At 54.9% G+C, this 13169-nt stretch carries 12 protein-coding genes; 4 read left to right on the top strand and 8 right to left on the bottom strand.

What is annotated here, in order from left to right; translation table 11 throughout:
* Window positions 1-18 precede the first annotated feature (18 nt).
* Window positions 19-3714, bottom strand: a complete 3696-nt coding sequence (gene metH, locus QT231_RS01070) for a methionine synthase (protein ID WP_308335099.1) — start codon at window positions 3712-3714, stop codon at window positions 19-21.
* A 266-nt stretch (window positions 3715-3980) separates the two neighbouring features.
* On the opposite strand from metH, the gene nfuA reads away from it, so the two are divergent.
* On the top strand, window positions 3981-4604 hold the full coding sequence (gene nfuA / locus QT231_RS01065) for a Fe-S biogenesis protein NfuA (protein ID WP_308335098.1): 624 nt from the start codon (window positions 3981-3983) through the stop codon (window positions 4602-4604).
* 64 nt (window positions 4605-4668) lie between these two features.
* Here nfuA and QT231_RS01060 read toward each other — a convergent pair whose 3' ends face one another.
* Window positions 4669-5709, bottom strand: coding sequence for a DNA-binding protein (locus QT231_RS01060; protein WP_308335097.1), 1041 nt, complete (start codon window positions 5707-5709; stop codon window positions 4669-4671).
* A gap of 251 nt (window positions 5710-5960) precedes the next feature.
* Here QT231_RS01060 and QT231_RS01055 point away from each other — a divergent pair, with 251 nt between their 5' ends.
* Entirely contained in the window at window positions 5961-7139 is a 1179-nt protein-coding gene (locus tag QT231_RS01055) for a tyrosine-type recombinase/integrase (protein WP_308335227.1), read from the top strand.
* 49 nt (window positions 7140-7188) lie between these two features.
* Entirely contained in the window at window positions 7189-7605 is a 417-nt protein-coding gene (locus QT231_RS01050) for a SufE family protein (RefSeq protein ID WP_308335096.1), read from the top strand.
* Between the two features lie 15 nt (window positions 7606-7620).
* Here QT231_RS01050 and yidD read toward each other — a convergent pair whose 3' ends face one another.
* The 6 genes from yidD to QT231_RS01020 form a co-directional block, all read right to left on the bottom strand.
* Window positions 7621-7902, bottom strand: coding sequence for a membrane protein insertion efficiency factor YidD (gene yidD, locus QT231_RS01045; protein ID WP_308335095.1), 282 nt, complete (start codon window positions 7900-7902; stop codon window positions 7621-7623).
* A gap of 71 nt (window positions 7903-7973) precedes the next feature.
* Window positions 7974-8444 carry a phosphoribosyl-AMP cyclohydrolase gene (gene hisI, locus QT231_RS01040; protein WP_308335094.1) on the bottom strand — a complete coding sequence of 157 codons (471 nt, stop codon included), beginning with the start codon at window positions 8442-8444 and terminating at the stop codon, window positions 7974-7976.
* Window positions 8445-8448: 4 nt separating this feature from the next.
* A complete protein-coding gene (locus QT231_RS01035) occupies window positions 8449-8895 on the bottom strand; it encodes a transcriptional repressor (protein WP_308335093.1) in 447 nt (148 codons plus the stop codon).
* A gap of 44 nt (window positions 8896-8939) precedes the next feature.
* Complete coding sequence (locus tag QT231_RS01030; RefSeq protein ID WP_308335092.1) at window positions 8940-9953, bottom strand: alpha-L-glutamate ligase-like protein; 1014 nt, start codon at window positions 9951-9953, stop codon at window positions 8940-8942.
* Window positions 9950-11470: an inactive transglutaminase family protein gene (locus QT231_RS01025; protein ID WP_308335091.1), complete on the bottom strand. Its 1521-nt coding sequence runs from the start codon at window positions 11468-11470 to the stop codon at window positions 9950-9952. The genes QT231_RS01030 and QT231_RS01025 overlap by 4 nt, the downstream gene beginning before the upstream one ends.
* Window positions 11471-11503: 33 nt before the next feature.
* Window positions 11504-12343 carry an ATP-dependent zinc protease gene (locus QT231_RS01020; protein WP_308335090.1) on the bottom strand — a complete coding sequence of 280 codons (840 nt, stop codon included), beginning with the start codon at window positions 12341-12343 and terminating at the stop codon, window positions 11504-11506.
* A 240-nt stretch (window positions 12344-12583) separates the two neighbouring features.
* On the opposite strand from QT231_RS01020, the gene QT231_RS01015 reads away from it, so the two are divergent.
* Window positions 12584-13117 (top strand): DUF3833 domain-containing protein, encoded by a 534-nt coding sequence (locus QT231_RS01015; protein WP_308335089.1) that lies wholly within the window; start codon window positions 12584-12586, stop codon window positions 13115-13117.
* The last annotated feature ends 52 nt before the right edge of the window (window positions 13118-13169 follow it).

Below are 13169 nucleotides of genomic sequence, written 5' to 3'. Positions count from 1 at the left end.
GTTTGCAAACAGCACTAATCAACTCGGGTTGTAGGAGAGCACCGGTGAGAGCCAGCGTTCCATCTCCTCAAGGGGCATCTGCTTACGCGCGGCGATGGCTTCGACCTGATCCCGGGTGATCTTGCCGGTAGAGAAGTATTTCGACTGCGGATGGGCAAAGTACCAGCCGGAAACCGCCGCTGCGGGCCACATGGCAAAGTTTTCGGTCAGTGCCAGACCGGTATTTTCGGTGGCATTGAGCAGCCGGAATAGCGTGGCTTTTTCGGTGTGATCCGGGCAGGCAGGGTAGCCAGGGGCAGGGCGGATACCCTGATACTTCTCGGCGATCAATGCATCGTTATCCAGGGTTTCTTCCGGCACGTAGCCCCAGAACTCTTTGCGCACCCGTTCGTGCATGCGTTCGGCAAAGGCTTCCGCAAGGCGATCCGTCAACGCCTGCACCATAATGGCATTGTAATCGTCGCCAGCGGCTTCGTAAGCTTTAGAGAGCTGATCGACGCCGTGGCCGGTAGTGACCGCAAAGCCGCCAATCCAGTCGGGTTTGCCACTCTCTTTGGGGGCAATAAAGTCGGCCAGGCTGTAGCAGATGCCGTCGCGACCTTTGGTGGTCTGCTGACGAATATGGAAGAGACGTTCAACGACTTCGCTGCGCGATTCGTCGGCGTAGACCTCAATCACGTCGTCATCGACGCTATTGGCGGGCCAAAGGCCGATAACGCCACGGGCTTGAACGCGTTTTTCATCGACAAGCTTTGCCAGCATTACCTTGGCGTCTTCAAACAGGTTACGTGCCGCTTCACCCACCACTTTGTCGTCAAGGATTTTGGGGTACTTGCCCGCAAGCTGCCAGCTCATAAAAAACGGCGTCCAGTCGATGCGCTCGATCAACTCTTCGAGATCGTAGTCGTCAAAGGTCTTCAGCCCGAGCATGTTGGGCTCGGCGGGAGTGTGGGCGCTCCAGTCGGTACGGAAACGCCGCTTACGCGCCTGGGTGTAGTCCAGATCCGCTGCCTTGGGGCGACGCTTGGCGTTACGCTCACGAACCTTTTCGTACTCTTCGCGAATCTCGGCAACATAAGGTGTTTTTAAGGCAGGCGTGAGCAATTTACCCGCTACGCCCACGGCGCGAGAGGCGTCGGTAACGTAAATCACCGGGTGCTCATACTGGGGCTCAATTTTCACTGCGGTATGCGCTTTAGAGGTGGTGGCACCGCCAATCAGTAGCGGTAGATCCATACCACGGCGCTGCATCTCTTTGGCCACGTGCACCATTTCATCCAATGACGGAGTGATCAGTCCCGAAAGGCCGATAATGTCGGCGTTGTGCTCTTTGGCTGCCTGGAGGATTTTATCGGCAGGTACCATCACGCCAAGGTCAATGACTTCGTAGTTATTACACTGCAACACTACGCCGACGATATTTTTGCCGATATCGTGGACATCGCCTTTGACCGTGGCCATCACGATCTTGCCTTTGGCCTTAGTGTCTTCGCTCTTCTCGGCTTCGATGTAGGGGATCAAGTAAGCCACGGCCTGTTTCATTACCCGCGCTGACTTAACCACCTGAGGCAAGAACATCTTGCCATCGCCAAACAGGTCGCCCACCACGTTCATGCCGTCCATCAGCGGGCCTTCGATGACCTCAATTGGCCGTTCGGCCTCGGCGCGAGCCTGTTCGGTGTCATCTTCGATATAGACGGTGATGCCTTTCACCAGCGCGTGCTCAATACGCTTGTTCACCGGCCAGCTGCGCCACTCCAGGTCTTCTTTCTTGGCCGCACCACTACCGTCGCCTTTATACTTGTCGGCAATATCCAGCAGCCGTTCGGTGCCGTCGCTACGCCGGTTAAGCACCACATCTTCAACCGCTTCGCGCAGTTCGGCAGGCAGGTCGTCATAAACGGCGAGCTGGCCCGCGTTGACGATCCCCATGGTGAGGCCCGCACGGATGGCGTGGTACAGGAAAGCCGAGTGAATCGCTTCGCGTACCGGGTTATTGCCACGGAACGAGAACGAGACGTTGGACACGCCGCCGGAAACCATGGCATGGGGCAGGTTGTCACGAATCCACTGGGTCGCTTCGATAAAGTCGACCGCGTAATTATTGTGTTCTTCAATGCCCGTGGCGATAGCAAAGATATTGGGGTCGAAGATGATATCTTCGGCGGGGAAGCCGATCTCATCGACCAGCAGACGGTAGGCGCGCTGACAGATTTCGGTTTTGCGCGCGAAGGTATCCGCCTGGCCCTCTTCATCAAAGGCCATAACCACGATGGCGGCGCCAAAGCGGCGGCACTTGGTGGCCTGTTCGCGGAAAGCGGCTTCACCCTCCTTGAGTGAGATGGAGTTCACCACCGCCTTGCCCTGAACGCACTTCAATCCCGCTTCGATGATCTCCCACTTGGAGGAGTCGATCATAATTGGTACACGGGCGATATCCGGCTCACCAGCGATCAAGTTAAGAAAGCGCTCCATGGCTTCCTTGGACTCGAGCATGCCCTCGTCCATATTGATATCGATGACCTGGGCGCCGCTCTCGACCTGCTCAAGAGCGACTTCCAACGCGGTGGTGAAGTCCTCCTCCACAATCAAGCGCTTAAAGCGTGCCGAGCCGGTGACGTTGGTGCGCTCGCCGACGTTGACGAACAGCGAGTCAGCTTCAATGTTGAACGGCTCTAGACCGGACAAACGGCAGGCGCGGCTGCGCTCAGGGATTACCCGTGGTGCCATATCGCGCACAGAGTCGGCAATCGCGCGGATATGCTCAGGCGTCGAGCCACAGCAGCCGCCGATAATATTGACCAGCCCACTGGCGGCAAACTCGCTGACGATTTCCGACATCTCCTCCGGTGTTTGGTCATACTCACCAAACTCGTTAGGCAGGCCCGCATTGGGGTGCGCGGAGACAAAGGTGTCAGCCTTGGTAGAAAGCTCTTCCAGGTAGGGGCGCAACTCTTCGGCGCCCAGCGCGCAGTTTAAGCCCACCGAAAGCGGCTGAGCGTGGCGTACCGAGTTCCAGAAAGCCTCTGTGGTTTGACCCGAAAGCGTGCGGCCCGAGGCATCGGTAATCGTACCGGAGATCATTACCGGCAAACGCTCACCGCGGGCATCGAACAGCTCTTCAAGGGCATAGATCGCTGCCTTGGCGTTGAGCGTATCGAAGATGGTTTCGATCATGATCAGATCGGCACCGCCCGCAATCAGCGCTTCGGCGGCTTCATAGTAGTTCTCGCGCAACTCATCAAAGGTGACATTACGCTTGGCGGGGTCATTCACATCCGGCGAGAGCGAGGCGGTGCGCGAGGTGGGGCCTAACACACCCGCAACATAGCGGGGTACGCCGGTTTCAGCGGCCACCGCATCGCATACTTCACGAGCCAGGCGCGCTGATTCGCGGTTGAGCTCAACTACCAGCGATTCCATGCCGTAATCGGACTGTGACAGTTGGGTGCTGTTAAAGGTGTTGGTCTCGATAATGTCGGCACCAGCTTCCAGGTAGTCGCGGTGGATCCGCTTGACCACATCGGGGCAGGTGAGCGCGAGCAAATCATTATTGCCTTTGAGATCCGAAGGCCAATCGCTGAACCGTTCGCCACGAAAATCCTCCTCGCTTAACTGAGCATTCTGCAGCATGGTGCCCATACCGCCGTCCAGAATCAGGATACGTTCGGCAAGGCGTTGGGTGAGGGTCGCGATCAAAGCACTATCAGCCATGGCAGGGGGAGTTCTCCAGCGTCACAGTCGTCAAAGGGGATGTTGTTATCGTCGGAAAAAGCAGCATCTGTCGTTTAGAGGCGCATAATGATAACAAAAGGGAGGGCAAAAGGCGCCCCTGGGAAGGCTATCCGCTGCATAAGGAAAGATAATTAAAATAGCCGACTAAAACAGTCGGGATTGTGTCAGCGCGCCGTTTTGCTTACCATAGGGACAAATGACATGTGAAGTGGCGCCGCCACTACCACGGGAGGAAGACAGCCCTCATGACCACGACTAGCGAAAAAGAAACTAAAGTCGATACCCAAGGTATTGATATTACGGACAGCGCGCAAGAGTACCTGGCAGAACTGCTGGAAAAGCAGAACGTTGAAGGTATTGCTGTACGCATCTTTATTACTCAGCCGGGCACACCCTACGCGGAAACCTGCTTGGCTTACTGCCGTCCCGGCGAAGAAGAGCCTACTGATGTGCTGCTGGAACTCGAGAAAATCAATGTCTTTCTCGATAAAAACAGCTTGGCCTTTTTGGAAGAGGCGGTGGTGGATTTCAACGCCGACCGCATGGGCGGCCAGCTCACCATCAAAGCGCCCAACGCCAAGATGCCCAAGGTAAATGCCGACAGCCCGCTGGAAGATCGCGTTAATTACGTGCTTTACAGCGAAATCAATCCAGGTCTGGCGGCCCACGGTGGCGAAATCAAGTTGGTGGAGCTTACCGAGGAACAATACGCCATCTTAGCCTTTGGGGGAGGTTGCCAGGGGTGTGCGGCGGTTGATCTAACCCTGAAAGACGGCGTTGAGAAAACCCTGATGGAGCGCATTCCCGAGCTTGCCGGTATTCGCGATGTCACCGACCATACCGATACGACCAACGCCTACTACCGCTAAATAAACGATAGTAAGACTCAAAAGCCCAGCTTGAATCGCTGGGCTTTTTACGTCTCTAGGTTAATTACTGGCCTGGCTCACTGCTCTGTTTAGAAAGCGCATCGGGAAGCGCCGTTAGTTGTGACTGAAGCGCCTCCATTCGACTCCAGAGTTTCTCTTGCCACGCTTGCTGCAGCGCGGTTTCGCGCTCTGCATGCTGCCGGGCTTGGCGATCTAATGCCGCCTTCGCCTCATCTAATTGCTGGGTTAACGCTTTTTGCTGCTTCTCCAACGATGTGATTTGTTGCGTCTTCTCACCAAGCTGTTGCTCGCGTTCGCTGGCCTTGATCTGTAGCTCATGCTGGGTCTGCTGCTTTGTCTTTAGCTCCTGGCTTAATGACTCAATACGCTGTTCAGACTGCTGTAGACGCTTTTGAAAGCTTTTCTCCTCCTGGGCACGCGCCTGCTGAGCGCTATCCAGCATCGCCATCAGCCTCCCTTCGGCCGCTTCATGACGCTGCTCTTCCTGTGCTAACCGCTGCTCCCATGCGACCTGCTGCTCGCTGAGTGCTTGGTTATGCGCATCGCGCTGTACGCCAAACTGGTTCTCTAGCTGTTGTTGCGCCTGCTTTAGTTGAGCGACTTCGTTCAGCGCTGTCTCTGCTTGTTGATGCCAGTGATGTTCGCTGGTTTGACTGGCGGCTAACTCCCGATTTAACGCTTCCATGCGCTGCTCCATATGACGCAAGTGCTCGGCGAGGGCGCTTTCTCGCTGCTCAGCGTTAGCCGCCTGCTGTTTAGCCTCCTCAGAGAGCTGCTGAGCGTCCGACACCTGGCGATCGGCATCCTCGCGGTAGTGGTGCAGCGTTTGATTCGCTACCTCTTGGGCCTCCCGCCAAAGCTCCCCAGCCATGGTCGCCACCACTTCCGGTACGCCTTTGGGCGGCGGCACGTCACGATTCTGCTCACGCTCGCTGCGCCACAAGCGAAAGTGCTCACTAATTGTCGTGAAACTGCCAGTGCCCAGCACATCGCGAATGCGCTGCACGCTGGGCGTATCGCCCCGTGCCAGCAGGGCATCAATGGCTTGTTGAACATCGCTGTACTGAATGCCGTTGCGGGCCATGTAGTGATCCTTCCTTGCGCGCTTTTGTAAGCGCCATTGTCGGGGCTTATCTCTCAAAAGGCAATAATTACGTATTATGTAATACGTAAAATTATTTACAAATAATGCTATAAATTCAAGATTACCCGTCTTATCTTGAATTTTTACGGCTACAGCGGCAGACTTAAGGCCAGAGGAAGCAAAAACCGGCTAATGAGAAGAGCGTAGTGGCTGAGAAGAGCGCAGTGGCTGAACAAAGAGTAGTGGCGGGTATGGCAAACGCAGCAATTACACCCACAGGCCAACTACAGGCATTAAAAGAGCTGCCAAGTGGCGGGCGTATTAGCGCCCAAAACGATGCCCAGGCAGTGACCGCATGGCTTGAAGAGTACGCGGATAGCCCGCAAACCTGGAAAGCCTACCGCCGCGAGGCGGAGCGCCTGCTGCTGTGGTTGGCTAGCCAAGGGCTCACACTTACCGATATAAACCGTGAAACGTTGCGCCAATTCGAAGCTTTTCTCACCGATCCGCAGCCCAGCGAGCAGTGGATAGGGCCATCAAAACCTCGCACGCATCCGGCGTGGCGGCCATTTCGCGGTGCGCTATCGCCTGCCAGTCGCCGCCAAAGCCTGGTGATACTGCAGGGGATGTTTGCCTGGCTGATCGAAGCAGGGTGGGTTGACCACAACCCGTTTCGCTTAATGCGCGATAAATCCCGCCGTCTGAATAATCAAACGCAGCGGATTGAGCGCTATCTGGAGAGTAATCTATGGGCATGGCTGTGGGAGTGGTTGAATAAGCCATTAGCAATAGAGGAGGGCAGTCGCGCCCATTTCGAGCAGGCGAGGCGGCGCTTTATTTTTGGTTTTGCTTATCTGCTGGCACCGCGCCTAAGCGAGATGGCGGATGCGCGTATGGGTGATTTTCAGCGCAGCGAAGGGCGCTGGTGGTGGCATGTGGTGGGTAAGGGCAACAAGATGGCGCGCATCCCATTACCCGACGATATGCTGGAGTGCCTGGGCCAGTGGCGCCTGGTATTAGGCTTGTCCCAATATCCAAGCACGTTAGACGCTAAAGCCCCGGTACTGCGCGCACTGGATGGTCAGCGGGGCCTGGGTCATAACCAGCTCTATCGACTTATTCGTGCGACCTTTCAGCAAGCGGCGCAAGCACTTGAAGATAACGGCGGCGCACCTGGACATATTGCCGCGCTTAACCAGGCAACGCCGCACTGGTTACGACATACCTCGATTACCCATCAGGCTCAATCGGGCATTAGCCTGCGCCATCTGGCCGAAAGCGCTCGTCACGCGCGCCTCGATACCACATCGCGCTATCTGCATAACGAAGACGAGGAGTGGCATCGCGAGCAACAGCGCCATCGATTGACTGTTTCTGACGCAACGCCCCTCAAGACGCCTTCGAGCCGTTATAATGAGCACCATGAGTAACTAAATGACGCAACATGTCAGTCGCCAAGCCAATAGAGAAGGAAATAGCATGAGCACTTCCGGCGCCGAGCAGGCCCAGCAAGAGCTGATCGAAGATTTCGAAATATTTGATAACTGGATGGATCGCTACCAGTACATTATTGATATGGGCAAGCAACTGCCTGATTTTCCCGAAGAGTGGAAAATTGAGGAGTTTAAAATTCAGGGCTGCCAGTCAAACGTATGGATGCGACATGAGGAGGAGGGCGATAAGCTGGTGTTCAAGGCCACCTCCGATGCCGCCATTGTATCCGGCCTGATTGCCGTATTGCTGCGTATTTACAGCGAGCGCTCCGCCGCTGAAATACGTGCGACCGAGCCGCATTTTTTAGCTGATTTAGGCCTGGATAAACACCTCTCTCCGACGCGTAGCAACGGCTTGCACGCCATGCTTGAGAAGATTTACGCAGTTGCGCAGCAGAAGTAGGTAAAACCGTGCGAACTAGCGAGAGTGATGATCACAGCAGGAGGGTGGAGATACTTCTTCATCCTCACGACAAAGCTGCTCGCTGCGGCCACCGGGCACCGGATCCATACCACCGGGGTTGCCTGGGTGGCACTTAACGATGCGCTTAACGGCCATCCAGCCGCCCTTTATTGGCCCATGTACCTGAATCGCCTCAATCGTATAGGACGAGCAGCTTGGCCAGAAGCGGCAGCGAGGGCCCAGCAGTGGACTGAGCGTGTATTGATAGACTCTTACGCAGCCAACCATCACTTTCATCAATAGCCACCGCGGGCCTGAGCGCAGCACTGATATGATTCGCGTCTTGGCTGAGTGTGGCATGGCGAAAACTAGGCTTTTTTGCCGTACAGATCGTCGGGATCAATCAGCGGCGTACTGGTGATCGATGCTTGCTCTTTGTCCACGGCAATATAGAAACAGCTGCGCCGCCCGGTGTGGCAAGCAGGGCCTGTTTGTTCAACTTGCAACAGTAGCGTATCGCCATCGCAATCCAGCGCAGCGGAGACAAGCTGCTGCTGTTGTCCTGACGACTCCCCCTTACGCCATAACTTCATCCGCGAACGCGAATAGTAGCAAACGCGCTGGGTGGTTAACGTCTCCTCCAGCGCCTCACGATTCATCCACGCCATCATTAGCACTTCTTGCGTATCGTGCTGCTGAGCAATGGCAGGAATCAACCCCTCGGCATTGAAGCGCACGGCCGCTAGCAGGGTGGCCACAGCGGGTAGGCTATCTTCGGGGGTGGCACGCTCTAGCTGCTTAAACAGTGCATCCGGCGCTATGTGATCAAAATGGGACATACAATTACTCGCTCGCTGTTCGACAATCCTGACAGAGCCCCTGGAGCTCAATGGTTTGGCGCTCCACGTTAAAGCCTTGGCTTTTAGCCAGCGCTGCCAGTTGCTCGCTGATTTCGTCCAAATGCAGCTCTTCCACATAACCGCAGTGACGGCAAATGAGTAGCTGAAAACCATGGGCATGCTCTGGGCAGGCGCAGGCCACATAGGAGTTCTGCGACTCAATGCGATGCACCAGGCCTTGATCAATCAAGAACTCCAGGGCTCGATAAACCGTCGGGGGGCGGGCGGCTGCATGCTCGGTAGAGAGCTTGTCGAGCAGATCATAGGCTTTTAGCCCACCGCCATTTTCAGCAATCATCTCAAGTACGCGTCGGCGAATAGGAGTGAAACGAACGCCGCGGATATGGCACTGAGACTCCGCCTGCTGTAGTAGTGTACTCGCTTGGGTCATGGGCAACTCGTTGAACGTTGTTAGCCTAGGCACTCGTTAGTAGTCTACGCGCCGGTGGAGGAGGTGTCAGAGTTTTCTACCGATGCGCTATCCACCAGCTCGCTTTGTCGCGCAAAATGGTGCTGGGCAAACGCCACCCGCTGTTTAGCGGGCACACCATCGGGTTGACGTTCAATAAGATCGAGCCGTCGTCGTAAACCTTCGCCATTGGTCATTTGAATAGCCAGGCCAGGCCTTGCATTGAGCTCAAGCAGCATCGGGCCGTGCTTGCGATCCAGCACCATATCGGTACCCAGATAGCCTAGCCCGGTCATTTCATAACAGCCTGCGGCCAAGTTAAGCAGCGTCTCCCACTGGGGTACGACCAGGCTTGCCAGATCATGCCCGGTGTCAGGGTGGCTAAAGCAGGGGCGGTCAAACTGCACGGCGCGCAGGGCAGCCCCGGTAGCGATGTTCAAGCCAACGCCTACCGCGCCTTGGTGCAGGTTAGCTTTGCCGTCGGACGCCGCGGTAGAAAGACGCATCATGGCCATAACAGGGTAGCCCTTGAAGACAATAACCCGGATATCGGGAACCCCTTCATAGGTGTAATCCATCAGGCTTTCATCGAAATTGATCAGCGTTTCGATCACCGCCACATCGGGCGAGCCACCCAACGAGTAGAGCCCCGATAGAATATTCGACACGTGCCGCTCGAGATCGGTAAGCGAGAGCTGGGCACCACTGGGCTTGATAAAGACGTTATCTTCGACCTTTTCAATCACCAGGATACCTTTGCCGCCGCTTCCCTTGGCAGGCTTGATAACGAAACCAGCGTGGCCTGTTAGCATTTCGCCAATGTGCTTGACACCGAACTGGGTGGTCACGGTACCAATCAGTTCCGGTGAGGTAATTCCGTACTGCTGGGCCAGCAGTTTGGTTTTAAGTTTGTCATCCACCAGAGGGTAAAGTCGGCGGCTGTTATATCGCCCAATATAGCGAATATTGCGCCGATTCATGCCGATGATGCCTTTATCCCGCAAGCGCGTGGGCCACGTCCAGTTCTTCAGCCAGCTCATGAGGGTTTCTCATCATCAGTGATTGGCTTAAAGCGGCGCAACTCCAGCAAACGGTAACCGGTGTAATTGCCCAGGAGCAAAATCAGCGCCATCAATATCAGTTGAACGCCAAGGAAGTTAAAGGTGATGTGGCGCACCCAGGGGTTATTCATCGCCAGGTAAGCAAGAATCGCTGTAATCAAACTGCCGCCGCCCTGGATTAACACCTGCTTAGGGCCTTCCTCTTCCCATAGAATCGACATCCGCTCGATGGTCCAGGCCAGAATGATCATCGGGAAGAAGGTGATCGTTAAGCCAGCACTGAGCCCCATGCGGTAAGCCAATACGGTGAAGATTGAGATGATCGCAATCACCGTTATGATCACCGCCGAGACCCTGGCCACCAGCAATAAATTCAGGTAAGAGAGATAGTTACGAATAATCAGGCCGACGGCGACAATGAGCAGAAAGCCAATCAAGCCCGTGGGCAGACTCGTTTGAATAAAGGCGAGGGCAATCAACACCGGCATAAAGGTGCCGGACGTTTTGATGCCCACCAGCACACGTAAAAATACCACCATCAACGCGCCGATCGGAATCAGCAAAATAGTCTGAAACAGCGCTTGCTCTTCCAGTGGCAGGCTATGAATGGAGAAATTCAGCAGCGTGTCTTCAGAGTAATGGTTGCGCACCGCCGCAGAAGCCGGCTGGTCATGGGTCATCATGGAGAATGTAACCCGCGAATTGGTGCCGCCTTGGACTTCCAGTACGGCTCGGCCACCGGTTTCCCATAGCAGTAAATTGTCCGGCTTGCCTTGCTCCCCCGTCAGCGGGTGGAAAATTGTCCACTCTTCGCCAGACTCATTAAACACCTGAATCCAACTGCTCAGGGTTTGGCGTCGGCGTCCATCTTCCAGCAGTAAGCCACTTATTTCCCGGGCTTGAACTCCCGCCTGGTTGAGTAGCCGCACCACCAGCGCCGCCGGGGTTTCTTGCGTCAGGAGCAGCCGTGCGTTTTCTTCCTGACGTTCGCCATTAATATCGCGAATCAGCTCGCGAGCGAAGGTGGCGTTGTTGGCGCTACGTGCCCAGGCCTGCTCAATTAACTGGCTGGCCGCTGTGTCATAGGGTGTTTCCCATGGCGTGGTAGCAACCTCCGGGGGAGTTTGTACCGGGGAGCGGGCATCATCCGAAACCAGCATTTGAACCGAGTAGTATAGTGTCTGGCTACCTGCTGCTTCACGAATAGTCCAGCGGGCGGTACGGCCCAATTCATCCGCCTGGTAAGCAAGCCCATAGCCTGACGAAGCAGTGTTTTCTGTCAGCACACGGTAGCCTGCCTGATGAGAAGGCAGGGCCAAATCAACCTGAACAGGGCCACCCTGGGCATTGAAACTAATGCCTGCCTCAATCTCCCACACCTGACGCTGCTCACCGGGCAGCCATGGGATCTCAAACTGCACGTGGCGCTGTACGCTAGTCGCGATGCCCACGACCATCAGCAGGCCGACAATAATATAGAACATTAACCGTGACATGGAGATTCCTTTCCTCGTGAAGCGCTAGAGCAGTTACTCTTCGCTATCGTCTTCGTCAACTGCTTCATCTTCAGCAGCTTGTTCAGCTGGTTCGCCACCAGGAAATTCGGGGCGGTCATGCAAATAGGTGTCGGCTACATCAATTACCGCAATATCCATTAAAAAGCGCCGTCCTAGCAGCACCGGGTAATCCAGATGAGAGCGGTCATTGAGGGTGAATTCGACGTTTTCACGAATTGGCCCTAGAGTCATTAAAAGTGAGATGACCGGGCGTGAATCTTCACCCGAGGCTTGAACAATACGTACTCGGCGCACGATAGGCGCTTCGATCCACTCACCGCGCTGAGACTCAACGGCCACGTCGTCTTCGTTCAGCGCCAACTTGAAGCGCACCCAGTTTTCACCGTCACGTTCGAAACGGGTGATCTCTGCTGCAGAGAGGGAGGACGTATTGGCACCAGAGTCGACACGCGCTTTAAGGTAGGTGCCCAGGCTTGGCAAACCTACCCATTCACTGCGACCCACCAGGGTTTTAGTGGTTAAACTCTCGTCAATTTCACACTCTTCTCGAATGATGACAGGCTCTTCACCACGGGCTTCTAGCTGCTGTACATCTTGGCGAAGGTAGCGCAGCAAACTGCCCACTTCACGCATATCGGCAGTTAGCGTTTTCTGCTGATCAAGCTGGCGTTCCTGCAACTGAGTGTGAGTGTCGCATTGCTGCACCAACTGGTTTTCTAATTCCAAGATACGAGAGTTGAACGAGGCTTCGCTTAGAGGGGGAGGTGGTTGATTCGTTTCCGGCTGGGTTGTTGCACAGCCAGCGATTGAAAGCGACAAGCCAGCTACAAGCCACAAAACACCTGGGCGCATAACGAGAGATATCCTTGGACAATAGGTTGGAGAATGATAAGGAGATGGAAGACTAGTGTCCAACGCCATCACAGCTTTTGGGACATCTATTTCAGATGCTTAGTTTGCTTGATTTAACATAATATATATTAAGCGAACCCAGACAGGTCTAGCAGTAGTCACGACCGCCTAGGTGCTCTATGCTAGCAAAATACTGAACAAACATTGTACTAAAATCCATTTTCATACAGGAAATGAATCATGACCCGTTCCCTGCGTATTGGCTTTTTCTTCACACTGCTCTTCACGTTAGCTGGCTGTGCTGGCGTTGATATTGAAGACTACGCTGACTCTGAACCGCGCCTGGATATCGCCGAATACTTTACGGGTACCACTCGCGCCTGGGGCATGGTGCAGGATTACTCCGGCGAGGTACAGCGACGTTTCACCGTGGATATCCAAGGCACCTACGAAGATGACACCCTAACACTGGATGAGTCTTTCGTATTTGCAGACGGTGAAACCGATCGACGTGTTTGGACATTTAAGCGAGTCGATGAACACCATTGGGTTGGCACTGCCGACGACGTAGATGGCCAAGTGGAAGCACGTCAATACGGCCATGCCTTTCACATGCGCTATCCGCTAGTGATAGCAATTAACGGTCGAATGATTTCATTTACCATGGATGACTGGATGTACCTTCAGCCAGATGGACGCTTGATCAATCGAACCGCCATGCGCAAGTTTGGCTTTACGTTGGGCGAAATCACACTCGTATTTGAGAAAGGCTAAGTTACGGTTAAATAGATAAAAAAGGCAGCCTACTATATGAGCAGGCTGCCTC

Source organism: Halomonas sp. SpR1 (assembly GCF_031010175.1).
In the GTDB taxonomy this organism is placed as follows: domain Bacteria; phylum Pseudomonadota; class Gammaproteobacteria; order Pseudomonadales; family Halomonadaceae; genus Vreelandella.
Note: the sequence above shows the minus strand (reverse complement) of the source record. Positions and strands in the feature narration are given on the sequence as shown.

Coding starts and splice junctions, on each gene's coding strand:
- metH (WP_308335099.1), bottom strand. CDS start 3,714: ATGGCTGATAGTGCTTTGATCGCGACCCTCACCCAACGCCTTGCCGAA.
- nfuA (WP_308335098.1), top strand. CDS start 3,981: ATGACCACGACTAGCGAAAAAGAAACTAAAGTCGATACCCAAGGTATT.
- QT231_RS01060 (WP_308335097.1), bottom strand. CDS start 5,709: ATGGCCCGCAACGGCATTCAGTACAGCGATGTTCAACAAGCCATTGAT.
- QT231_RS01055 (WP_308335227.1), top strand. CDS start 5,961: ATGGCAAACGCAGCAATTACACCCACAGGCCAACTACAGGCATTAAAA.
- QT231_RS01050 (WP_308335096.1), top strand. CDS start 7,189: ATGAGCACTTCCGGCGCCGAGCAGGCCCAGCAAGAGCTGATCGAAGAT.
- yidD (WP_308335095.1), bottom strand. CDS start 7,902: ATGAAAGTGATGGTTGGCTGCGTAAGAGTCTATCAATACACGCTCAGT.
- hisI (WP_308335094.1), bottom strand. CDS start 8,444: ATGTCCCATTTTGATCACATAGCGCCGGATGCACTGTTTAAGCAGCTA.
- QT231_RS01035 (WP_308335093.1), bottom strand. CDS start 8,895: ATGACCCAAGCGAGTACACTACTACAGCAGGCGGAGTCTCAGTGCCAT.
- QT231_RS01030 (WP_308335092.1), bottom strand. CDS start 9,953: ATGAGCTGGCTGAAGAACTGGACGTGGCCCACGCGCTTGCGGGATAAA.
- QT231_RS01025 (WP_308335091.1), bottom strand. CDS start 11,470: ATGTCACGGTTAATGTTCTATATTATTGTCGGCCTGCTGATGGTCGTG.
- QT231_RS01020 (WP_308335090.1), bottom strand. CDS start 12,343: ATGCGCCCAGGTGTTTTGTGGCTTGTAGCTGGCTTGTCGCTTTCAATC.
- QT231_RS01015 (WP_308335089.1), top strand. CDS start 12,584: ATGACCCGTTCCCTGCGTATTGGCTTTTTCTTCACACTGCTCTTCACG.